Source organism: Accumulibacter sp. (assembly GCF_036625275.1).
In the GTDB taxonomy this organism is placed as follows: Bacteria; Pseudomonadota; Gammaproteobacteria; order Burkholderiales; family Rhodocyclaceae; genus Accumulibacter.
Genome location: NZ_JAZKUD010000070.1, coordinates 1 through 20,579, shown reverse-complemented (window position 1 = coordinate 20,579; position 20,579 = coordinate 1). Strand labels below are relative to the sequence as shown.

Annotated in this window: 21 protein-coding genes; 15 read left to right on the top strand and 6 right to left on the bottom strand. The window is 60.8% G+C overall.

Annotated features, from left to right (window positions below; genetic code table 11):
• Positions 1 to 192: 192 nt before the first annotated feature.
• Positions 193 to 828, bottom strand: a complete 636-nt coding sequence (locus V5B39_RS17080) for an XrtA/PEP-CTERM system exopolysaccharide export protein (protein WP_434735715.1) — start codon at positions 826 to 828, stop codon at positions 193 to 195.
• A gap of 506 nt (positions 829 to 1,334) precedes the next feature.
• Between V5B39_RS17080 and xth the strand changes: the two genes are divergently transcribed.
• The 3 genes from xth (at position 1,335) to V5B39_RS17065 (ending at position 3,074) form a co-directional block, all read left to right on the top strand.
• Positions 1,335 to 2,102: an exodeoxyribonuclease III gene (gene xth / locus V5B39_RS17075; RefSeq protein ID WP_332344070.1), complete on the top strand. Its 768-nt coding sequence runs from the start codon at positions 1,335 to 1,337 to the stop codon at positions 2,100 to 2,102.
• Positions 2,102 to 2,773: a Crp/Fnr family transcriptional regulator gene (locus tag V5B39_RS17070; protein ID WP_332344069.1), complete on the top strand. Its 672-nt coding sequence runs from the start codon at positions 2,102 to 2,104 to the stop codon at positions 2,771 to 2,773. Before xth ends, V5B39_RS17070 begins: the two co-directional genes overlap by 1 nt.
• Before the next feature lie 103 nt (positions 2,774 to 2,876).
• Positions 2,877 to 3,074 carry a YgaP family membrane protein gene (locus V5B39_RS17065; protein ID WP_332344068.1) on the top strand — a complete coding sequence of 66 codons (198 nt, stop codon included), beginning with the start codon at positions 2,877 to 2,879 and terminating at the stop codon, positions 3,072 to 3,074.
• Positions 3,075 to 3,076: 2 nt separating this feature from the next.
• Here the strand turns inward: V5B39_RS17065 and rsmA are convergent, their stop codons facing one another.
• From rsmA to V5B39_RS17045, 4 genes are read right to left on the bottom strand one after another with little or no spacing between them, the layout of a single operon-like run.
• Entirely contained in the window at positions 3,077 to 3,883 is an 807-nt protein-coding gene (gene rsmA / locus V5B39_RS17060; protein WP_332344067.1) for a 16S rRNA (adenine(1518)-N(6)/adenine(1519)-N(6))-dimethyltransferase RsmA, read from the bottom strand.
• Positions 3,884 to 3,896: 13 nt separating this feature from the next.
• Entirely contained in the window at positions 3,897 to 4,892 is a 996-nt protein-coding gene (gene pdxA / locus V5B39_RS17055; RefSeq protein WP_332344066.1) for a 4-hydroxythreonine-4-phosphate dehydrogenase PdxA, read from the bottom strand.
• A 4-nt stretch (positions 4,893 to 4,896) separates the two neighbouring features.
• Positions 4,897 to 6,204 carry a peptidylprolyl isomerase gene (locus V5B39_RS17050; protein WP_332344065.1) on the bottom strand — a complete coding sequence of 436 codons (1,308 nt, stop codon included), beginning with the start codon at positions 6,202 to 6,204 and terminating at the stop codon, positions 4,897 to 4,899.
• Between the two features lie 8 nt (positions 6,205 to 6,212).
• Entirely contained in the window at positions 6,213 to 8,510 is a 2,298-nt protein-coding gene (locus tag V5B39_RS17045; protein WP_332344064.1) for an LPS-assembly protein LptD, read from the bottom strand.
• Positions 8,511 to 9,439: 929 nt separating this feature from the next.
• Between V5B39_RS17045 and V5B39_RS17040 the strand changes: the two genes are divergently transcribed.
• The 11 genes from V5B39_RS17040 to V5B39_RS16990 all read left to right on the top strand — a co-directional run bounded on the left by V5B39_RS17040 (position 9,440) and on the right by V5B39_RS16990 (position 19,245).
• Positions 9,440 to 10,462, top strand: a complete 1,023-nt coding sequence (locus V5B39_RS17040) for an aminoglycoside phosphotransferase family protein (protein ID WP_332344063.1) — start codon at positions 9,440 to 9,442, stop codon at positions 10,460 to 10,462.
• The gene (gene murU, locus V5B39_RS17035; protein ID WP_332344062.1) at positions 10,462 to 11,175 is read left to right on the top strand and encodes an N-acetylmuramate alpha-1-phosphate uridylyltransferase MurU; all 714 of its coding nucleotides are present in this window, start codon (positions 10,462 to 10,464) and stop codon (positions 11,173 to 11,175) included. The genes V5B39_RS17040 and murU overlap by 1 nt, the downstream gene beginning before the upstream one ends.
• Positions 11,153 to 12,460 carry an aminopeptidase P N-terminal domain-containing protein gene (locus V5B39_RS17030; protein WP_332344061.1) on the top strand — a complete coding sequence of 436 codons (1,308 nt, stop codon included), beginning with the start codon at positions 11,153 to 11,155 and terminating at the stop codon, positions 12,458 to 12,460. Before murU ends, V5B39_RS17030 begins: the two co-directional genes overlap by 23 nt.
• Complete coding sequence (locus tag V5B39_RS17025) at positions 12,453 to 13,610, top strand: FAD-dependent monooxygenase (protein WP_332344060.1); 1,158 nt, start codon at positions 12,453 to 12,455, stop codon at positions 13,608 to 13,610. Before V5B39_RS17030 ends, V5B39_RS17025 begins: the two co-directional genes overlap by 8 nt.
• A 181-nt stretch (positions 13,611 to 13,791) precedes the next feature.
• Entirely contained in the window at positions 13,792 to 14,565 is a 774-nt protein-coding gene (minC, locus tag V5B39_RS17020; protein ID WP_332344059.1) for a septum site-determining protein MinC, read from the top strand.
• Positions 14,566 to 14,668: 103 nt separating this feature from the next.
• On the top strand, positions 14,669 to 15,490 hold the full coding sequence (gene minD / locus V5B39_RS17015; RefSeq protein ID WP_332344058.1) for a septum site-determining protein MinD: 822 nt from the start codon (positions 14,669 to 14,671) through the stop codon (positions 15,488 to 15,490).
• A gap of 2 nt (positions 15,491 to 15,492) precedes the next feature.
• Positions 15,493 to 15,759 carry a cell division topological specificity factor MinE gene (gene minE / locus V5B39_RS17010; protein WP_332344057.1) on the top strand — a complete coding sequence of 89 codons (267 nt, stop codon included), beginning with the start codon at positions 15,493 to 15,495 and terminating at the stop codon, positions 15,757 to 15,759.
• A 95-nt stretch (positions 15,760 to 15,854) separates the two neighbouring features.
• On the top strand, positions 15,855 to 16,868 hold the full coding sequence (gene ubiU / locus V5B39_RS17005) for a ubiquinone anaerobic biosynthesis protein UbiU (RefSeq protein WP_332344056.1): 1,014 nt from the start codon (positions 15,855 to 15,857) through the stop codon (positions 16,866 to 16,868).
• 8 nt (positions 16,869 to 16,876) lie between these two features.
• The gene (locus V5B39_RS17000; RefSeq protein ID WP_332344055.1) at positions 16,877 to 17,800 is read left to right on the top strand and encodes a U32 family peptidase; all 924 of its coding nucleotides are present in this window, start codon (positions 16,877 to 16,879) and stop codon (positions 17,798 to 17,800) included.
• On the top strand, positions 17,797 to 18,249 hold the full coding sequence (ubiT, locus tag V5B39_RS16995) for a ubiquinone anaerobic biosynthesis accessory factor UbiT (RefSeq protein WP_332344054.1): 453 nt from the start codon (positions 17,797 to 17,799) through the stop codon (positions 18,247 to 18,249). Before V5B39_RS17000 ends, ubiT begins: the two co-directional genes overlap by 4 nt.
• A gap of 33 nt (positions 18,250 to 18,282) precedes the next feature.
• Complete coding sequence (locus V5B39_RS16990; RefSeq protein WP_332344053.1) at positions 18,283 to 19,245, top strand: DMT family transporter; 963 nt, start codon at positions 18,283 to 18,285, stop codon at positions 19,243 to 19,245.
• An 83-nt stretch (positions 19,246 to 19,328) separates the two neighbouring features.
• Here the strand turns inward: V5B39_RS16990 and V5B39_RS16985 are convergent, their stop codons facing one another.
• Positions 19,329 to 19,958 carry a Crp/Fnr family transcriptional regulator gene (locus tag V5B39_RS16985; RefSeq protein ID WP_332344052.1) on the bottom strand — a complete coding sequence of 210 codons (630 nt, stop codon included), beginning with the start codon at positions 19,956 to 19,958 and terminating at the stop codon, positions 19,329 to 19,331.
• Between the two features lie 51 nt (positions 19,959 to 20,009).
• On the opposite strand from V5B39_RS16985, the gene V5B39_RS16980 reads away from it, so the two are divergent.
• Positions 20,010 to 20,492 carry a hypothetical protein gene (locus V5B39_RS16980; RefSeq protein WP_332344051.1) on the top strand — a complete coding sequence of 161 codons (483 nt, stop codon included), beginning with the start codon at positions 20,010 to 20,012 and terminating at the stop codon, positions 20,490 to 20,492.
• Positions 20,493 to 20,579: the final 87 nt, after the last annotated feature.

The following is a 20,579-nucleotide window of genomic DNA, read 5'->3' as shown; positions in this document are numbered from 1 at the left end:
ACCGCCGCAACACTGGCCGCCCCGACGACCCAGGCGACGATGATTCCCAGCCAGCGACGCTGCCACATTCCACGCAGGATTGCTGTCGCTTGTCGAAGCAGTTCATCCATCGGATTCAGACTTTATCAGGAGCAGTTAAGGGGGTATCTGTTGCGTCATGCAACAGAATGGAAGCCAGGGGGATCAGATCGGTCAAAACCAACTCTGCGGAATGATCAGAACATCACCGGGTTTCATGTCCACATTGGCCGAGACGTCTCCACGCCGGACCAGGTCAGTCAGGCGAACACTGTACTGCTGCTTGCTGCCATCGGCACCAACACGCACTACTGACGCGCCATTCCCATCGGCGAAATCAGTCAGCCCACCGACCGCAATCATCACGTCGAGCAGGGTCATGTTCTGACGGTACGGTAGTGCCTGTGGCTTGGAGGCCTCTCCGATCACCCGAATCTGCTCGCTCTGGGTTCCTATGAAACCGGTGACCACGATCGTTACGACCGGATCCCGGATAAAGGTCCCAAGCGCCTTCTCCATATCCCGTCCGAGGGCAGTCGGTGTCTTACCCATGGCCGGCATGTCCTCGATCAGCGGACCGGCAATCATTCCGTCCGGACGCACAGGAACCGACATCGAAAGTTCCGGATTGCGCCAGACAATGATATTCACACTGTCGCCAGGCCCAATGATATAACGATAGTCTGCCGAAGCTGCTGAAACGGGTGCTGGCGGATACGAAGAGCAGCCCACGACCAGCCATCCCAGTACCCCGAGCAAAAGCCAACGAAACAAAACGCCAATCACCTCATGCGGGCGTACAACCATCATGCTCTCTCCTTTGTAGTTGCCAGCTTGGCAACGGCTTACGGCAGAATGACGACAAATCTCAATGCTGCGGCTCTGACGAGTCGCGTCGAATGCACCGCAGTATAGATGAATTGGCCGAACGCTCAAACTTCCCGGTTCAAGTCGGTTGTTGCTTCCTGCTGCTTCAAGGCAGTCACCGGATCGCTGCTGCAAGGCGTCAAACAAGCGCAGGATACGTTCTAAAAGTCCTTAAACAAAAGAAAAAACGCACATTTTGCCACTTGTCCTGAAAGTGAAAATCACGTCAGCGACTCACCACTCTCTCTCCCACGCTCTGGTGAAGGATCGGGGGAGAGGGAGATGGCCATGACTTTCATGAATGATCAGGGGCACCAGGAAAAGTCATGGCCCTTAGCCCGACATGGCCACCAAGCGTGGCCAGTACGATAACATACGCACACCGGTACCCGATCCATTGCCGCCTGCATGACCTTCTTTGCTCAATTTCATTATCGGTTCCGTCAAACATGAAAATCGCCTCGTGGAACGTCAACTCACTCAAGGTCCGCCTGCCGCAACTGCTCGCATGGCTGGAAGCACAGCAACCAGATGTCGTTTGCCTACAGGAAACCAAACTTCAGGACCAGGACTTCCCGAGTCAGGAAATCGCGGCCATGGGCTATCAGGCTGTCTTCTCTGGACAGAAAACGTACAATGGCGTTGCCCTGCTGACGCGAGAAACGCCAACGGATATTGTTTTCGGTAATCCACTCTACCCCGATGAGCAGAAACGCCTGCTGGCCTTGACAGTCAGCGGCATGAGTGTGGTTTGCGCCTACGTCCCGAATGGACAAGCGGTTGGCAGCGACAAGTATGCTTACAAGCTAGAGTGGCTGGATGCCCTCGCGAAATGGATCACCGAAAAACTCGACGCCAATCCACAACTCATCCTGGCCGGCGATTTCAACATTGCACCGGATGACCGGGACGTATACGATCCGGCGGCCTGGGCCGGGCAGATCTTGTGCTCGGAGCCGGAACGTGCCGCTTTACAGCGTTTGCTGAGCCTCGGCCTGAGGGACAGCTTTCGCCTCTTCGCGCAAGCCGACAAGAGTTTCTCCTGGTGGGACTACAGGATGCTCGCTTTCCAGAAAAATCGGGGGCTGCGGATCGACCACATCCTGCTGTCCAGACCCCTCGCCGATCGCTGCAGGGGGGCCACAATCCACCGGGAAGTCCGCAAACTCGAACGGCCGTCGGACCACGCACCAGTCACTGCTGAATTGGCCGACTGATGCCCACTGCTCAGGAAAAGCTGCCGCACGCGCTACTGGCACTCTATCCAGCGCTACGCTCCGTGCCGAGCGAGCAACTGGCCGTAGTGTGCCAGCGCATGGTCAGGCTGCCGGCTGGTGCGCAGGTATTCACGGAAAGTCAGAACTGCCCGGGATTCCCGCTGCTTCTTGCCGGCACCATCCGGGTGGTGAAGAGCACGGCCAGTGGACGGGAGATTGTCCTCTACCGCGTCGAACCGGGCGGCTCATGCCTCATTACTTCGAGTTGCCTGCTCGGGCACAGCCCCTATTCGGCGCGTGCTATCGCCGAAACAGCGCTTTCACTGCTGTTGTTGCCGACTGCGATCTTCGAGCAGCTGATCGCTGAGAACGGCTTGTTCCGCGACTTCGTTTTTAACCTCTTTGCCGAACGTATCTCGGAGTTGATGCAACTGGTTGAGGAGGTCGCCTTTCACCGCCTCGACCAGCGCCTGGCCAAACTGCTGCTCGCCAAGGGCGATGTCATCCACGCCTCACACCAGACTTTGGCCGATGAACTGGGCAGTGTTCGTGAGATCGTCAGCCGCTTGCTCAAGGGGTTCGCCGTACAGGGATTGGTTACGCTCGCTCGCGAGCAGATCGGCGTCACCGACCGGCAGGGGTTGCAACAGATCGCCGAGATCAATCGCTGAAAGAAGCAGGACTTTCCTGCGTGACCTGGGTTACATACACGACTGCGACTGGTCCGTAATCTGGCATCTTTTCACTCACAAACAAACAGCGAGGAAACAGATGATGAAAACCAATGTCGGAGGAATCGATAAAATCCTGCGCGTCGTCGTCGGCGTCGCGCTCATGGCCATGGCTGCGGCAGGAGTCGTTGGCGTCTGGGGCTGGATCGGCGTGGTGCCAGTTCTGACCGGTCTGTTGGGCGTCTGCCCGGCATACTCTCTGCTTGGAGTGAATACCTGTCGATTCGGGAAGAACGGCTGAGATCAGGTCGCCGCTTTACTGCAGAGTATCGTCTTGAGGCTGTTGGCCAGGCGAATGTAGTCATCAACCGACAGTTCCTCAGCCCGACAGGTTGGTGAAATGCCCAGCACCGTCAGCAGTGAATCGTCGACCAGGCCCCTGAGACTGTTGCGCAGCATCTTGCGTCGCTGTGCGAAGGCCGCCGACACCAGCTTGGCGAACAGGGAGGCGTCGATCGCCGATAAGGCTGCTGCTGGACGCGGAATCAGACGCACGATTGCCGAGTGGACCTTTGGCACGGGATTGAATGCCTCTGGCGGGACATCAAGCAGCCTGTCCATCACGAATCGGTATTGCAGCATCACCGACAAGCGTCCGAATTCGCCACTGCCGGGTACCGCGACCATGCGCTCGACGACTTCCTTCTGGAGCATGAAGTGCATATCGCGCACGCAGTTGCCGAAGCCGGCAAGGTGAAAAAGGAGCGGTGTCGAGATATTGTAAGGAAGATTGCCGACGATGCGCAGGCCGGCACCTGCAGCGTTGGCCAGCTCACCGAAGGCAAATGTCAGCGCATCGCCCGCATGCACCGTCAGCTTCTCGGACGCATACGCTTGCCGCAGCCAGATGAGGATATCGCGATCGATCTCGACCACATGGAGATGGTCGAGCCGCCTCAAGAGCGGGCCGGTCAAGGCGCCCAGCCCAGGACCAATCTCAACCAGCCGATCATCCGGCTGCACCGCTAGTAGATCGATGAAGTCCGCGATGATCTGCTGATCAACCAGAAAATTCTGGCCAAAGCGCTTGCGCGCGATAGGCGGCCGCATTCGATCAGCCCTTTTAGCTGGCTCGCTTGACCATCTCGATCGTCTGCTCGATGGCTACCCACAGGCTCCCGGCATCTGCTTGCCCGCTGCCAGCGAGTTCAAGCGCCGTCCCATGATCAACCGACGTGCGGATGATCGGCAGTCCCAGCGTGACGTTGATACCATGGCCAAAACTCGCATACTTGAGTGCCGTCAGTCCCTGGTCGTGATACATCGCCAAAACGCAGTCACCGCGTGCCAGCACTGGTGGCGAGAACATCGTATCGGCCGGGAGTGGCCCGAGCAGAGTCATGCCCTCCTCGGCACGCAGCCTGTCCAGCACCGGGATGATCACGTCGATCTCTTCGCGGCCCAAATAACCCCCTTCGCCAGCATGAGGATTGAGACCAGCGACCAGGATGCGTGGCTGAGCGATGCCATACTTGCTCCCCATCTCGCGATGCAGAATATGCAGCGTCTCGGCAATCGCGACTTCGGTCACGGCAGCCGGCACCTCCTTGAGGGGCAGATGCGTTGTCACCAGCGCCACACGCAAACCGCCGCCGGCCAACATCATCACCACTCGACGCGTTCCCGTCCGCTCGGCCAGGTATTCGGTATGGCCGGTGAAGTGAATTCCGGCGTCGTTGATCACCCCCTTGTGCACCGGCGCGGTCACCATCGCAGAAAATTCTCCGGACAGGCATCCGGCAAGTGCGCGATCGAGCAGCGCCAGCACGTACGGCGAATTGGCTGGAGTCAGTCGACCTGGATGGGCATCGATTGCCAGGGGCAGGTGAAGAACCTCCAGCGTACCTGCCTGCGGCGGTAGCGAAGGATCCCAATCGCGCAAGTCCCCGGACAGGTTCAGCAGCTCCGCCCTCGCAGCGAGCAGCGAACGATCTGCGAGGACGACGATGCGTGCAGGAAACGGTCGTTCTCGTGCGCGCTCAAGCAGGCGCAGGCAGATCTCGGGGCCGACGCCAGCCGGTTCGCCGGTCGTGACGGCCAGCACGGGCAAAGAGGCCATGTGCTCAGCCTTCCTCAAGCCGAATTTCCACATACGCCCGGTCACGTGCCTGGCGCAGCCAGTCCTGGTAGGCCTCGTCACGCTTGCGTTCGCGCAACGTCTGGCGCACCGCGGCGCGTCGCCGCTCACTCGAAACGTCCTGGACACGGCGGTCGAGAACTTCGATCAGGTGAAAACCGAACGGTGACTGAACCGGTTGGCTGAGCTCGCCCGGTGCAAGAAGATTCATCGCCCGTTCGAACTCCGGAACGGTATCGCCGGGATAGATCCAGCCAAGATCGCCACCTTTGGAGGCCGAACCGTCCTGTGAGAAAAGCCTGGCCAACTCGGCAAAGCTTTCACCATGCTTGATCCGCGCACGCAAACTTTCCAGCTTGTGCTGTGCTTCCGACTCCGACACGACTTCATTGACCTTGATCAGGATATGCCGCGCGTGCGTCTGCTCGACGGCCTGCGCTGCACCGCCTCCGCGTTTGGCCAGGAGCTTGATCAGGTGGAAGCCGTTCGAACTGCGCAGCACCGGCGACACCTCACCGACCTTGAGCTTGAGACTGGCCTCGGCGAACATCGTGGGCAGGCGATCGAGCGAACGCCAACCGAGATGGCCTCCCTTCATGCCGTCCGGAGCATCCGAATAGGCGGCCGCGAGCTGCGCAAAATCCTCGCCCTTGCTTGAGCGTTCCAGTATTTGCTCGGCTTTGGCCCGCAACTTCTGAATCTGCTCCGGGCTCGCCGACTCGGGGGCTCGCAGCAGAATATGCGCCAACTGGTACTCTTCCTCGGTACCGCCCTGCACCGATGCACTGGCGAGATAGTTGTCCACTTCGCCGTCGGAGATGAAGATCTTGCTTTCCACCTCGCGCTCACGCAGGCGGGCAATCGTTATTTCTGCGCGAATCTCTTCACGAAAGCTCGCAAACGCAATCCCGTCCTTTTCCAGCACGGCCCGGAACTGGGCAAGCGAAAGATTGTTGCCCGCAGCAATACGCTGCAGCGCCTGCTCAAGTTGCGCATCATCAATGCGTAAGCCCATGTCACGCGCCTGCTGCAGTTGCACCTTGTCCATCACCAGACGTTCGAGCACCTGCTTTTCGAGCACATTGCGCGGCGGCGATGACATTCCCTGTCGCTGCAACTGACCCAACGCAGAATCGAGGCGGGAACGCAACTCGTGCTGCGTGATCACTTCATCATTGACCACCGCAACGATACGGTCGACCGCAGCCGGCTGCCGTGCCGGCCGCGGTTGCGCGGCTGCCAGCCCGACCAGGCAGGCGGCCAGCAGCACGCCACAAAATAGAAACCTCATCATGCAACCTATCATTCAGCCAAAGCCTGATCTGTTGCCGCCTGGCCCACCGCGTATCCGGGAATCCTGCGCTGAAGAACAGTCAGCGGGTTTGTGCCAATGCTCGACAATCCGGTCAGGTCAAGTTGTACGAAAAACTGCGTGCTCGAGTCGGCCTGGGTGGTCTGAATCCGGTGAACGACCGTACGCAGCACCCAGCAACCCGCGTTGTACTCCAGTCCGCCAATGATCTCGACCGGTGTGGAATTGATCAGGGAGTAGTTATAGCGGCCGACTGCCTGCCAGCGAGCGTTGATCGGCCATTGCCCGGAAATGTCGAACTCCTTGATCGGCGTCGCCGCATCGACGTTGTAACGGTAACCGGCATTCAGCACCTTGCCTGGCCCCGGCAGATAACGCGTACCGAACGAGTAACGCTGGAAGCGCTGGTCATTGATATCGAACTGCACGGCAGCATCCGCGTACAGACGGGGCAACAACTGACCACTGAAGGCGGCCAGCAAATCGGATTTATCCCATTTGCGGTCGGTGGTCCCGGTCTGCGTTCCCGGCAGAACGACCCGGTTATCGGCGAAGTAGAAAACTTCGCCAACCATCGCCCGCATGATTTCGCTCCCGGAAGATGGGTCGATCAGACGGGAAGCCACTGCAGCGGTCAATTGATTGGCATTATTGATCCGATCCCAGCCGGAAAACTGGTTGTCGGCGAAGATCTGCGCAAAATTGAAGTCTGCGAGCGCGGTATCGAAAACCGGAATGTTGTTCTGGTTTCGGTAGGGAATGCTCAGATAGAACAATCGCGGCTCGAGTGTCTGGGTATAGTCACGGCCGAACCAGTTGCTCGATCGCTCGAAGGTCATCCCGGAATCGACGCTGACAATCGGCAAGGTGCGGCTGATCGATGTAGGAAGAACATTCGCCGACGTTGGATAGGAGAGTGAATACTGGGTAAAGTTAACCCCGATGCGTGGGACCACATACCACCCCGGCGTAACGTAGGGTAATGACACTTCGGGCTGTAACACGATTCGCTGCCCTTCAACCTTGTCTGCGTCGGGATGAACGAAAGCAGTGTATTGCCCGAAAAAAGCACTGTCGCTTGAGAACAGGTCGGGCTGTCTCGCGTTCATCGTAATTTGCGGTAACAAGCGATACGGCCTGGCTACCGGATTCTTCGGGTCGGGCTGCAAGGTCTGGAAAGACTGCAGGTTGGCCGTTGCGTTCCACCAGCCGCCGCCGCCATAGCTCAGCACTCCCTGCTGCAGGAGTTGTGTCTTCGAGGTGCTGGTGATTTGACTGGACAGGTCGGTATAGTAGTCGTTGTCCGAAACCTTGGAGTAATTGATTGTCCCGGAAAATCCATTGGCCTGCGTCTGGCTGTGATTGAACACCACGCCCCAGCGATCGGTGTTCGTTTTCCGGTCGTTCGGGAGATATTCGCCGAACGTCTCGCCACGATAAGTTCCGCCATATGCGGTATTGAGATAGCGAAATTGGGAGCCGAGTTGAAGTCCGCGTTTGCTGAGAATCCGGGACTCAAGCGTTGCATCCATGTTCGGTGCGATGTTCCAGTAGTACGGCACGACGAATTCCAGGCCGCTGTCACTGCTTGATCCATAGCGGGGAATCAGAAAACCGGACTTGCGCTCGTTGTTCAGCGAAAAGGAGGCCCATGGGGAATGCAGGATCGGCACCCCGAGAAAGTGTACCGTGGCGTCGTCGCCGGTCCCCTCCTCATGATCGTAGTCGAGCTTCAACCTGGAAAAACTGAGATACCAGTCGTCGTTGCCGGGCTTGCAGGTCGTGTAGGTGGCAGAGGTCAAACGATACTGATTTTCCCCATCGAGATCGATACGCTCGGCCTCGCCGCGCGCCTCCGTCAACTCATTTGCCGGCTTTGTCGAACTCTTCAGCCGGGTCTGCCCGGGCTTGATGCCGAGCACACGCGGTGCGGCGAAACCGGTTGTCGATTCGTCCTGCCCCTCGGCCCAAGGCAGATCCGGTTGCTTGCCACCCTGCGCTGCCACTGCTGGTGCCGACTGCCGTTTGACGAAGTACGAAGCCTGATCGAAGGAGCCGACCTGATCCTCGATCTTGAGGCGCCCCTGCGATCCGGAAATGACGTCTTCACCTTGCTCGACGCGCACCTTCCCGACTGCCTCGACCTCGTCGTCAACCGGCCAGTAGGTCAGGCGGTCGGCAGTCAGCACGGTGCCGGCCTTGCGCAATTCGGCGTCCTCCTCGGCCATCACCTCGCGGTCCACGACCCCCGAGATGCGCTGGGCGCTCAGAAAAACCGGGCGCGGCACCTTGCTCTCCGATCCTGGCAGCATCACCGGGGCCATTCGCAATGACAGCGCCCCCACATCGGGCTCGGCAAGCGCAGGAGCGGGGGCGGGGGGCGATGACCCTGCCGGTACAGCAGACTTCTGCACGGATCTGCCTGCGGCTCCGGCAGGCTTGGGCCTGACAACCGGCGGTACTGCCGCACTGCGTGCGCCGTCCACTGCCGGAGGGGATTCCCGGGTTGCCTGTCGCGAGGACGGTAGAACCGTCTCTTCGTTTGGCCGGTCAGGCAATGCGCCCGTTGCAGCCACATCGGGTTCGGGCGCGCTGCCTGTCATCGGCGCCTGCGGGACCTCCGGCGGCGCTTTCAGGGGGCTGTCCGCTGATGGGACGCGCCCTACCGTCGCCGAAACGGTTGCGGTAGTGTCTGCCGACGATTTGCCCGGTTCGCCGCCGGTCTGCGGCGCCGGAGCAGGCGGTACCGGCATTGGCCGTGTCTCGACTGAGGGTGTTTGCACGGGCCTGGTCTCTGCCGCAGGCAGGGCCGGCGGTTCCAGCGGGGCAGCCGGCTTCACCGGCGGCAAGCCCAGCAAGGCTGGATCGACCCGGAATGGTGCTGAACCCTGCCCTCGAATCTGGTCGGCATGGCTTGGGGCAAACGTGCCAACGACACTGCAGCAGAAGATCAAGGTCAGCGGCCTGGGCCGAGAAGGAAAGGTCATTCCGAAGTGGTTGGTCAAGGATGGGTCAGGAGGGTTTCTGTCTGAAGGTACTTTGCGGCACGGGTCGGATGCTAGAATCCGGGCATTTTAGCATCATCGTTCAACGGCCATGATTTTTCCAGGTACCCGGATTCCTGAAGTTCATGCCCGTTTCCTCACACTCGACTCTCCTCCGCTGGCGAGGGTCGTGGTGAGTCGCTGATGTGACTTCCACGCCAAGGAGCAACGGCATGCCGCGTACCGCACTGTTACGAGACTGGGTTCAAACGCTTTTCGAAGCACAATTCCCGGTCGATGAGATCCGCATCGAACCCGCCTCGGTCGACGCCAGCTTCCGGCGCTATTTTCGCATTACCCTGCCGGATCAGCGCACGCGGATCGTCATGGACGCACCGCCCGAAAAGGAGGACTGCCATCCTTTCGTAAACATTGCATCGCTGTTTCATGAGGCGGGTGTGCATGTCCCCCAAATCATCGCCCAGGATCTTGCACAAGGTTTTCTGCTGCTCTCCGACCTCGGCGGCACCACCTACCTGAGTGCCCTGCAGGACAGAAGGACAGCGCCTCAACTCTATCGCGACGCCAACCGCGCGCTCGTGGCGATTCAGCAAACCAGCCGCCCCGGCATCCTTCCCGACTATGACCGCAGCCTGCTGGAACGTGAACTCGCACTCTTCCCCGACTGGTACCTGGGACAGCACCTTGGCCTGAGGCCGGATGCCAAAATGCAGAACACACTCGACGCGGTTTTTGCCGCGCTGCTCGCCAACAACCTCAAGCAGCCACAGGTTTTCGTCCACCGCGACTACCATTCGCGCAATCTGATGGCCATTGACGGCAGCTTCCCGGCCAACCCCGGCATCCTGGACTTCCAGGATGCCGTCTATGGTCCAGTGACCTACGATCTCGTCTCGCTCTATCGCGACGCCTACATTGAGTGGCCGGAAGACCAGGAACTCGATTTCCTGATCCGCTATTGGGAAGCCGCGCGCCAGGTCGGGCTGCCAGTGCACGTCGACTTCCATGATTTCTACCGTGACTACGAATGGATGGGCGCGCAGCGTCAACTCAAGGTGCTGGGCATTTTCGCCCGCCTCTGCCACCGCGACGGCAAGCAGGATTACCTCAAGGACATGCCTCTGGTGATGCGCTATCTGCGCCGGACCTGCGAGCGCTACCAGGAATTGCGACCGCTTGCGCACCTTCTCGATGCCCTTGATCAGCAACCGGCCGAAGTCGCTTACACTTTCTGATGAAAGCCATGATTCTCGCTGCCGGTCGCGGCGAGCGCCTGCGACCACTCACCGATACGACGCCCAAACCCCTGCTGCATGCCGGTGGCAAGGCGCTGATCGTCTGGCACCTGCAGCGCCTGGCGGCAGCCGGCTGGCGCGAAGTCGTGATCAACCACGCCCACTTGGGCGAGCAGATCGAAGCAGCCCTCGGCGACGGCCGCGCCTTTGGCCTCCACATCGCCTACTCGCGCGAACCCGTCGGCGCCCTGGAGACTGCCGGCGGCATCGCCACCGCTTTACCCCTGCTGGGTGAACAGCCTTTTCTGGTGGTCAACGGCGACATCTGGTGTGACTGGGATTTCGCGCGGGCGCACCTGGCGGCGCAAGCGCTCGACCGGCGCCGCGCCCACCTGCTGCTGGTCGACAACCCGCCGCACCATCCCGCTGGCGATTTCCGCCTTGCCGGCGAGACCTTGCTCAGTGCCGCGGACACGCCCAGCGAGGCCCTGACCTACGCCGGCATCGGCGTCTTCTGGCCGGATTTCTTCGCGTCTGTCCCCGCTGGCATGGTGATGAAACTGCGTCCGCTGCTTGATGAAGGCATTGCCCAGGGAATCATCAGTGGTGAACGACACCACGGACGCTGGGTCGACGTTGGTACCCCCGAACGCCTCGCCGCACTCGATATGGAGCTTGCAGGAGCACCTCATGCATCACCCGCCTTACTCTGAACGCCGCCAGCGGGTTCTCGCTTGCCTCGGTGACGGCGTCGCGGTCATCCCCACCGCCCCCGAGCGCCTGCGCAACCGCGACGCGCATTACCCCTATCGTTTCGACAGCTATTTCTGGTATCTGAGCGGCTTTCCCGAGCCTGAAGCAGCGATTGTTCTGGTCGGCGGCAAGGACGCCCGGGCCATCCTCTTCTGTCGCGAAAAAGACGATGCGCGCGAAATCTGGGACGGCTTCCGCTACGGACCATCCACCGCGGCCGAAGCCTTCGACTTTTCCGAAGCTTATCCGATGGCCAGTCTCGAACAAAAACTGCCCGAGTTGATCGCCAACCGTAGCGTGCTCTGGCACTCGCTCGGCCACGACGCCGATTGGGACCGCCGGATTGCCGGCGCGCTGAATGCCGTGCGCGCCGAAAGTCGCAGCGGCACGCGAGCCCCCGGCGAAATCCGCGACCTGCACAGCTTGCTCGACCGAATGCGGCTGACCAAGGACGCGCACGAGATCGACTGCATGCGCCGCGCCGCCGACATCGCTTCTGCCGGTCATGCTTGTGCCATGCGCGCCTGCCGGCCGGGCATGGCCGAATACGAACTTGAAGCCGAACTGAGCTACGAATTCCGCCGCCGCGGCGCCGACGGGCACGCCTACACCCCGATCGTCGCTGGTGGAGCCAATGCCTGCATCCTCCACTATATTGAAAACAACCGCTTGCTAGCCGCGCATTCGCTGGTCCTGATCGATGCCGGTTGCGAGCTTTCCGGTTACGCTTCTGACATCACCCGGACGTTCCCGGTCAACGGTCGATTCAGTTCGGTGCAACGCGATGTATACGAAATCGTCCTGGCCGCCCAGCAGGCAGCGATTGCCGCAGTGCGCCCTGGGGTGTCGTTCATGGATTATCACCAGGCTGCTCTGCAAGTGCTCACACAAGGCCTGATCGACCTCAAGTTGATCACCGGCAGTGTCGACGGCGCCATCGAGAGTGAAGCATACAAACCTTGGTACATGCATCGCACTGGCCACTGGCTGGGTCTTGACGTCCACGACGTCGGCGAGTACCGCAACGGAACCGCTGCAGATGACTGGGTGAGACTGACGCCGGGCATGACGCTGACCGTCGAACCCGGCCTATACTTTCGTCCCGGCGCCAATGTCCCGCCAGCACTGCATGGCATCGGCGTGCGCATTGAAGACGATCTGCTGTTGACCGCCGACGGCTGCATGGTCTACAGCAGCGCACCCAAAACGGTCGCCGAAATCGAGGAAGTGATGCGCCATGACTGAACCCCTCGATACGGTCGACATTGCCATCGTCGGTGCCGGCCCGGTCGGCATGGCGCTGGCGCTGGCGCTGGCCGGTAGCCCGTTCAGGGTATTGCTGATCGACAGCCGCCAGCGCGGCACCTGGACCAGTGATCCACGGGCGCTAGCGCTGTCGTACGGGACCCGACAGCTTCTCGAAAGCCTCGGCGCATGGAATGTCGACGCCGGAACATCCATCGAAACCATCCATGTCTCGCAACGTGGCGGCTTTGGCCGCACGCTCATCGACGCCGCGGATTACGACATTCCGGCGCTCGGTTATGTGCTGCGTTACCGTGATCTTGCGGCCAGCCTGGATGCCCGCATCGAGGCTGCGCAACGGCTAAACGGCCATGAGGTCGTCGCCATCCGTCTCAGCAGCGAGGCCGCCGAGATCATGCTCACGGGTGGCGGCGGTGACACGCACCGCATCTTGGCACGTTTGGTCGTCCATGCCGAGGGCACTCCCGCCAACGATGCCGGCGTCAGGGTGTACGATTACGGCCAGCACGCCGTCGTCACCGAAGTCCGCCCGCTCGCTGCGCACGCTCGTCAGGCATGGGAACGTTTCACCCCTGACGGCCCTCTCGCCTTGCTGCCCCTGGGTCCGGATTACGCGGTGGTATTCTGCGTGTCGTCGGCACAGGCCAACGAGCTGCTGCAGCTCGACGAAGAACACTTTCTCGCCGCCCTGCGTACCTCCTTCGGCGGTCGCGTCGATTTCGTCGGCTGTGGCCCGCGCGCCAGCTTTCCGCTCGCACTGCGCATCCGCCAACAACTCAGCACTCCCCGGCAGGTGTGGATCGGCAATGCTGCGCAAAGTCTGCACCCGGTCTCCGGGCAAGGTTTCAACCTCGGCCTGCGCGACGCCTGGGAACTGGCCGAAATACTGCGCACGCGCGCCTGCAGCGACGCCGGTGAAGAGGCCACCCTGGCCGCCTACACTCGACGCCGGCGCATCGACCGCAGCGGCAGCATGGCGTTTACCGATGGCCTGGTGCGCGTCTTTTCCAACGATCTGGCACCGCTGCGGGCCGCTCGCGGATTGAGTCTGCTGGCCCTCGACCTGCTGCCGCCGCTACGCCACTTCGTCGCCCGCCGCATGATCTGGGGAGCCAGGGCCTGGCCTTGAACACGCGACGCCGGTCCACAGGCTGCCGATCTGGCAGCCGCGCCATCCAGTGCATGCAGCCAACCAGCAGCAGGACTGCCGGCGTATTTCGCTTTGTTGTCGATTCGGCTAGACTTCGCTGTTTTCCAGCCGCAGGCTGACGCGATGCTGACGACCATTCAATCCCCTTTCTGACGGTGCCATGCAGCGAACAAACAAGACAATCCAACTGATCGAATTCAAGGGCACCACCCTGCCAGTCGTCGTCGTCACTCTGCGCTCCCTGCAGCCTGAAGCATTGGCCGAGGCGGCCAGCCGGCTATTCGGTGACGACGACTTTTTCGACGGGGATGCCGCTTTGCTCGATCTGGCACAACTCGCCGATGTGCCCGAAGCCGACTGGCGACGTGTCAAACAGGTGCTGAAAACGCACGGTCTGAACGTCATCGGCGTACGCGGCGGCAGTGAGGAGCTCCGCCACAGCGCGGCCTTCGCCGGCTTGCCGACCTACGCGACCAGCACACGTCCGGTTGCTGCGAACGACGAATCAGCACCCCCAGCGACAGTCGCCGAATCCGCGCCCAAGGCAGTATCGCCACCGACGCCTGCGGCCGTGAGCGCGCCGACACTGTTCATCGACCGGCCATTGCGTTCAGGACAGCAGGTCTATGCACGCGGCGGCGACCTGGTGATTCTGGCGGCGGTCAATGCCGGCGCCGAAGTCATTGCCGACGGCCACATTCACATCTACGCGCCTCTGCATGGTCGCGCACTCGCCGGGGCCAGCGGCGCTGCCGGAGCCCGAATCTTCTGCACCCGCTTCGATGCCGAACTGGTCTCGGTAGCCGGGCTGTACCGAACCTTCGATGGGGGAGTTCCAGTCGAACTGGCCGATAAACCGGTGCAGATCAGGCTCTCGAAAAAACCCGCCGAGGAGGCAAGCACTTTGCTCGTCGAAGCCTTGCGCATCGACTAGCGATGATGGCGCGTGTGGACGGGCATCAGCGAATAGCCGAGTCAATCAACAGAAGACCCATTCTGCGGGTAGAATCTCTTCTTTCATTTGCGGGGAATAATCCGTGACACGTATCGTCGTCGTAACCTCCGGCAAGGGTGGAGTCGGCAAGACTACCACCAGCGCCAGCTTCGCTTCGGGTCTCGCCCTGCGGGGATACAAGACTGCCGTGATCGATTTTGACGTCGGCCTGCGTAACCTCGATCTGATCATGGGTTGTGAACGCCGCGTCGTCTATGACCTGGTCAATGTCCTCAACGGCGAATCGACACTCACCCAGGCCCTGATCAAGGACAAGCATTGCAACAACGGCAATCTTTTCGTGCTGCCGGCATCGCAGACCCGCGACAAGGGCGCACTGACCGAAGAAGGGGTGGAAAAGGTTCTCAAGGAACTCGAGCACATGGGCTTCGATTACGTCGTCTGTGATTCACCGGCAGGGATCGAGCATGGTGCGGTGATGGCGCTGACCTTTGCCGACGAAGCATTGGTCGTCAGCAACCCGGAGGTCTCCTCGGTGCGCGACTCCGACCGCATCCTCGGCATCATCCAGGCCAAATCGCGGCGCGCTCTGCTCGGTGGCGAACCCGTCAAGGAACACCTGCTGATCACTCGCTACTCACCCAAGCGTGTCATGGAAGGTGAAATGCTGTCGTTCAAGGATGTCCAGGAAATCCTGCGCGTGCCGATCATCGGCGTCATTCCCGAGTCCGAAGCCGTGCTCCAGTCATCGAACTCGGGGACCCCGGTGATCCATCTGACGGAAACCGACGTCGCCGGAGCCTATCTCGACGTGGTGGGTCGCTTTCTCGGCGAAACCATTCCCTTGCGCTTCGTCGACTATGAAAAGCCAGGCCTCTTCAAGAGACTGTTCGGGGGTAGATGAGCATGTCCCTGTTTTCCCTGATCTTCGGCAACAAACCCAAGTCGGCAGCGATTGCCAGGGAACGCCTGCAGCTGATCATTGCCCACGAGCGCAATGGCAGCATCAGCACGCCCGATTTCATGCCGGCCTTGCGGGAGGAGCTGATGTCGGTCATCGCGAAGTACGTGTCGGTCAACCCTGAGGACATCAAGGTGTCGCTGGAGAAACAGGGAAACTTCGAGGTGCTGGAGGTCAACATCGTCATGCCGGAAGGCGGCAGGAAACCCTGACCGCTGGCTTGCGCCAATCGGCTGCAAATTGACGAGAATCAAGGGCTGCATTGCAGGCATGCCTATACTGCGTATTTCGCTCGACGAGGTCGCGTATGTCACGCCAGAGAATCCCCCAACTGATTTGTCCCGCCGGCAGCCTGCCGGCGCTCAAGGCGGCGGTTGACCACGGCGCTGACGCCGTCTATCTCGGCTATCGCAACGACACCAACGCGCGTAATTTTGCCGGCCTCAATTTCGATCCAAAGGCGATGGTCGAAGGTATCCGTTATGCGCAGTCGCAAGGCCGCGGGGTGCTGATGGCGATCAACACGTTTGCCCAACCCGGACGCACCGCCGACTGGCAGTACGCCGTCGATGGCGCTGCCGAACTCGGCGTCGATGCGGTGATCCTGGCCGACGTCGGACTGCTCGACTACGCCAGCCGGCGCCACCCCGACCTGCGCCTGCACCTCTCGGTGCAGGGCTCGGCAACCAACTACGAGGCGATCAATTTTGCTCACCGCGAGTTTGCTATCCGGCGCGCGGTGCTGCCACGCGTGCTGACGCTGGCACAGGTCGAGACGGTGATCGATAACACGCCGGTGGAGATCGAGGTATTCGGATTCGGCAGCCTGTGCGTGATGAACGAAGGACGTTGCTGGCTGTCTTCGTACGCGACCGGTGAATCGCCGAATACCGTCGGCGCATGTTCGCCAGCAAAGTACGTGCAGTGGGACCGGTCGCCGGGACAGATGACGACCCGCCTGAACGGTATTCTGATCGATAGCTTCGGCGACCACGAGGCGGCAGGCTACCCGACGCTGTGCAAGGGGCGTTTCGAGGTGGACGGCGAAACCTACTACGCGCTCGAAGAACCGACCAGCCTCAATGTCCTGGAAATCCTGCCGAAGATCGCCAACATCGGCGTCGCAGCGATCAAGGTCGAAGGGCGGCAGCGCAGCCCGGCCTATGTCGCACAGGTCACACGCACCCTGCGTGCTGCGCTCGATGAACTTGCCAGGAACGCGCAACGCTTCCACGTCAAGTCGGCGTGGCAGGCTGAACTGGCGCGTGTCGCCGAAGGCAGCCAGGTGACGCTCGGCGCCTATAACCGTCCGTGGCGCTAGGAGGACGGATGAAACTCGCTCTTGGACCACTGCTCTTCTTCTGGCCCAAACATGAGGTTTTCGATTTCTATGCCGAGATGGCGCAGAATCCGGCGATCGACATCGTCTATCTCGGCGAGGTGGTCTGCTCGCGCCGCCAGCAGCTTCGCGTCACTGACTGGCTGGGCCTGGCGCGCGACCTGAGCGACGCCGGCAAAGAGGTGGTCATCTCCGCGCAAGCGCTGCTCGAATCGGAAAGCGATCTGAAGGCACTGCGTCGCCTGCTTGACGGACTCGGCGAAATCCCCGGTTGCCAGTTCGAGGCCAACGACCTCGGGGCGGTAAACCTTGCCGCCGGCCGTCCTTTTGTCGCTGGCCCCCATCTGAATATCTATAACGAAGCAGCACTGGCCACCTTTGCCCGCTACGGCATGCGCCGCTGGCTGCCACCCTTGGAGGGCAGCCAGCGGCTGATCGAAGCGCTGCATCATAGTCGCCCGGCTGGTGTCGAGACCGAGGTCTTCGTTTTCGGCAAGCTGCCGCTGGCCTTCTCGGCGCGCTGTTTCACCGCGCGTCGCTACAATCTCAACAAGGACGACTGCCAGTTCAAGTGTCTCGACCATCCCGAAGGAATCACCCTGCGCACCCGTGAGGGACAACCGTTCCTGGCCATCAACGGCATTCAGACCATGTCGGCACAGACCTACAACCTGTTGGCGCAGGTCCCCGAACTGCTGCGCATGGGCATCGAAGTGATCCGTATCAGTCCGCAACCGCAGGCCATGGCTGCGGTCATTAGTGCTTTCGACGCTGCACGCCAGGCATTGGCGGTCGAAACCAGTTCCGTCGGCTGGGCCAGCGAAGGATTGGTCAACGGTTACTGGTTCGGCAAGCCCGGCATCGTGCAGCACCCGCAGGCTACCGTCACGACACGGCAAGGAACTGTTCAATGAGCCATAGTTTTTCGATTCCCCGTTTCAGACTGCCGATCCTGGTTTCGGCGATCGGCTCGCATCTGCCACAATGGCCACACTCGCTGGCACTGGCAGCAGCGCTCAACGCGGCCGCCAAGCTGGGGTTGCTTCCGGCAGACAGTCTGGAGTTGCTCGAAGGACGTTGCTTTGTCATTGAAGTGCTGGACGCCGGTGGACAGGCGTCGTTCAGCTATCGCGAGGGCATTTTCCGACCGCTGTTCAAAGTTCCGGAAGTCCCGGATCTGTGCTTTCGCGCCAACCTTTCGGCTTTTCTGCAACTGCTGGTTCGCCAGGAAGACCCGGACACGCTATTCTTCAACCGTGAGCTGTCGATCGTTGGCGACACCGAACTCGGCCTGCTGGTCAAGAATATGCTTGACGCCGTCGAGTGGCCGCTACTGACGAAAGCACCGATTTTCCGCCACTGATCCAGCGCAAACCGAGCAGCGCCGAAGCCGGCCATGCGAACGCCACGGCCAGCGTTGCCGGCCCGTCGCGTGCTCGTCGATGGCGTGGCCTGCGCAATGGGCGCCGGCCTGTTGTGGGGACTGGTGTTCGTCGTCCCCCTGATGCTTCCCGACTATCCGCCGGCCATGCTCTCTTTCGGTCGCTACCTCGGTTTCGGAGTCATCGCGCTACTGCTTGCCTGGGCCGACCTGCCACGCCTGCAACAATTACAGCGACAGGACTGGCTGATGGCTGGCGAACTGGCGCTGGTCGGCAACCTCCTCTACTATCTTTTTCTCTCGGCGGCGATCCAGCTCGCCGGCGCCCCTTTGCCGACGATGCTCATCGGCACGCTACCGATCGTCATTGCAATCGTCGCCAACTTCGGTGCGGAAGCTTTGCCCTGGCGTCGCCTGCTGCCCTCACTGGCAGTCATCGCGACGGGCATCGCGCTGGTGAACCGCCATGAGATGGCCCTGCTCGATGGGCAGCGCAGCCATCATGACCATCTCCTGGGGGCGCTGCTCGCGATCGCCGCGGTAGTAGCCTGGACCTGGTACCCAATCCGCAATTCCCGCTGGTTGCGCCAGCGACCAGCGCTCGCTTCCGGTACCTGGGCGATCGCCCAGGGTCTGGTGACGCTGCCGCTGGCAGTCATGGGCATGACTGTTGCCGGTCTGTACTTCCGTGAGCAAGGCGGCTTCGACTTCCCGCTCGGACCACAGGCGCTACGCTATATCGGCCTGATGCTGACCCTGGGGCTGTGCGCATCGTGGCTCGGTACTCTGCTCTGGAATCGCGCCAGCAAACTGCTGCCGACCGCCCTTGCCGGCCAATTGATCGTTTTCGAAACGCTTGCCGCTTTTGCCTACGCCTTCATCTGGCGAGGCGCCTTTCCCGGCGACACGGCACTGATCGGTATCGCCTTGCTGATCGGTGGCGTGCTTCTCGGCGTGCGAGCCTTTCGTCCGGCCTGAGCGGTCATGAGTAGATGGTTCTTTCCTGGCCGACAGTCTTTCGACCATCAGGAACGCCAAGCAGACGCCAATGCGCGCCGCCATCAATCGCTACTGCCCGTCCCACGGCTGCTGGACAGTTCGGACAATTTGGCGGTATCCACCAGCAGGTCTTCTCCCTCCCGAGTCAATACCCCCTTGGTTTGCAGCACCTGAAAAGTGCGTGTGACCGTTTCACGAGTCAGACTGACCATGATGGCGATCTCCTGGTGCGTCGGTGCCTTGAGAATGCGCCGGTTGCCATCGCTACCCATGGTCAGGAGTTCCAGATGTGCACAGATGCGTTGCAAGGGATTGTTCAAACCCAGAATCTGGCGATGGTTCACCTGGATGCGCACTCTTTGTGCCAAGCGCCGACACAGGGCCTCGGCCATCGAAGGCGTCGAGAACAGCAAAGGACGAATCTCGGCGCCCGGGACGAACACTACCTGGGATGCGCTATTGGAGATCACCAGTTCCGGCTGCGTCTGACCGTCGATCAGGGCCAATTCCGCAAAATAGTCGCCTGGATCGATGAAATAGAGGCCGACTTCCCTCCCGTCGAGGGTAAAGTCGATCGCCTGCAGGCGACCATTGACCAGAAAACACAGGTTACGGGGGGCACTGGATTTCGGCAGCACCACCTCCCGTTTGGCAAAGGTCTGGGTACTGGCCTGACCGGCAAGCCGTTCCAACTGATCTGCGGGAAGCGAGTTAAGTAGCGGAAATTGCTGCAAAAGAAGAGGATGTACAGCCATGACGGGGATTATATCGCTTGTCTTTGCCCGCTGCCGGCATTCAGCAATTCCAAATTTAAGCCCGTCATGAATCAGATTCCCTGCGCTCCTCAGATCCGTTACCTGCTGGATCCGGTTTTTCCCGAGCACGTCACGCCGCTGTTGATGGAGATGGGGGAAGCGCCCCACCGATTGGGCGGGTTGGCAAATCACCGCATGCTCACCGGAGGCTTCGCAGTGGCCCTGGATGGGGTGGAATACATCTCCTCGTCGGCGATTTCCTGTCCGAATGGCTCCACGCGCACGCAGGCCAACGGCCAGACGCGCCATTTCCATGTCGCCCTCACCCCGGTCCTGGTCGCGCCGGGGCAGGAGTCGGTTTTTCCGCTGTCCCCCGTGTTCGTCACTCCGCAGGATGGGCACCGCAAGCAGGACTGCAAACAGCGGCCAGTCGGACCTTCCCGGAGGCCTTCCAGTAAGCCATTGATTTGATGTAAAACATCAGAAAATCGCCAAAGATGTAGGCATGTAACTATAATAATTGTGTTTGACAAACAATGCTATATGTGCTTTTATTGT

What these genes read in the sequence shown, in the direction of transcription:
- V5B39_RS17070 (WP_332344069.1), top strand. Translation starts at nt 2,102, where the DNA reads ATGCCCACTGCTCAGGAAAAGCTGCCGCACGCGCTACTGGCACTCTAT.
- V5B39_RS17030 (WP_332344061.1), top strand. Translation starts at nt 11,153, where the DNA reads ATGCATCACCCGCCTTACTCTGAACGCCGCCAGCGGGTTCTCGCTTGC.
- V5B39_RS17050 (WP_332344065.1), bottom strand. Translation starts at nt 6,204, where the DNA reads ATGATGAGGTTTCTATTTTGTGGCGTGCTGCTGGCCGCCTGCCTGGTC.
- V5B39_RS16980 (WP_332344051.1), top strand. Translation starts at nt 20,010, where the DNA reads ATGTACAGCCATGACGGGGATTATATCGCTTGTCTTTGCCCGCTGCCG.
- minE (WP_332344057.1), top strand. Translation starts at nt 15,493, where the DNA reads ATGTCCCTGTTTTCCCTGATCTTCGGCAACAAACCCAAGTCGGCAGCG.
- ubiU (WP_332344056.1), top strand. Translation starts at nt 15,855, where the DNA reads ATGTCACGCCAGAGAATCCCCCAACTGATTTGTCCCGCCGGCAGCCTG.
- V5B39_RS17065 (WP_332344068.1), top strand. Translation starts at nt 2,877, where the DNA reads ATGAAAACCAATGTCGGAGGAATCGATAAAATCCTGCGCGTCGTCGTC.
- V5B39_RS17080 (WP_434735715.1), bottom strand. Translation starts at nt 828, where the DNA reads ATGATGGTTGTACGCCCGCATGAGGTGATTGGCGTTTTGTTTCGTTGG.
- minC (WP_332344059.1), top strand. Translation starts at nt 13,792, where the DNA reads ATGCAGCGAACAAACAAGACAATCCAACTGATCGAATTCAAGGGCACC.
- pdxA (WP_332344066.1), bottom strand. Translation starts at nt 4,892, where the DNA reads ATGGCCTCTTTGCCCGTGCTGGCCGTCACGACCGGCGAACCGGCTGGC.
- rsmA (WP_332344067.1), bottom strand. Translation starts at nt 3,883, where the DNA reads ATGCGGCCGCCTATCGCGCGCAAGCGCTTTGGCCAGAATTTTCTGGTT.
- xth (WP_332344070.1), top strand. Translation starts at nt 1,335, where the DNA reads ATGAAAATCGCCTCGTGGAACGTCAACTCACTCAAGGTCCGCCTGCCG.
- V5B39_RS16990 (WP_332344053.1), top strand. Translation starts at nt 18,283, where the DNA reads ATGCGAACGCCACGGCCAGCGTTGCCGGCCCGTCGCGTGCTCGTCGAT.
- ubiT (WP_332344054.1), top strand. Translation starts at nt 17,797, where the DNA reads ATGAGCCATAGTTTTTCGATTCCCCGTTTCAGACTGCCGATCCTGGTT.
- V5B39_RS17000 (WP_332344055.1), top strand. Translation starts at nt 16,877, where the DNA reads ATGAAACTCGCTCTTGGACCACTGCTCTTCTTCTGGCCCAAACATGAG.
- V5B39_RS17040 (WP_332344063.1), top strand. Translation starts at nt 9,440, where the DNA reads ATGCCGCGTACCGCACTGTTACGAGACTGGGTTCAAACGCTTTTCGAA.
- murU (WP_332344062.1), top strand. Translation starts at nt 10,462, where the DNA reads ATGAAAGCCATGATTCTCGCTGCCGGTCGCGGCGAGCGCCTGCGACCA.
- V5B39_RS17025 (WP_332344060.1), top strand. Translation starts at nt 12,453, where the DNA reads ATGACTGAACCCCTCGATACGGTCGACATTGCCATCGTCGGTGCCGGC.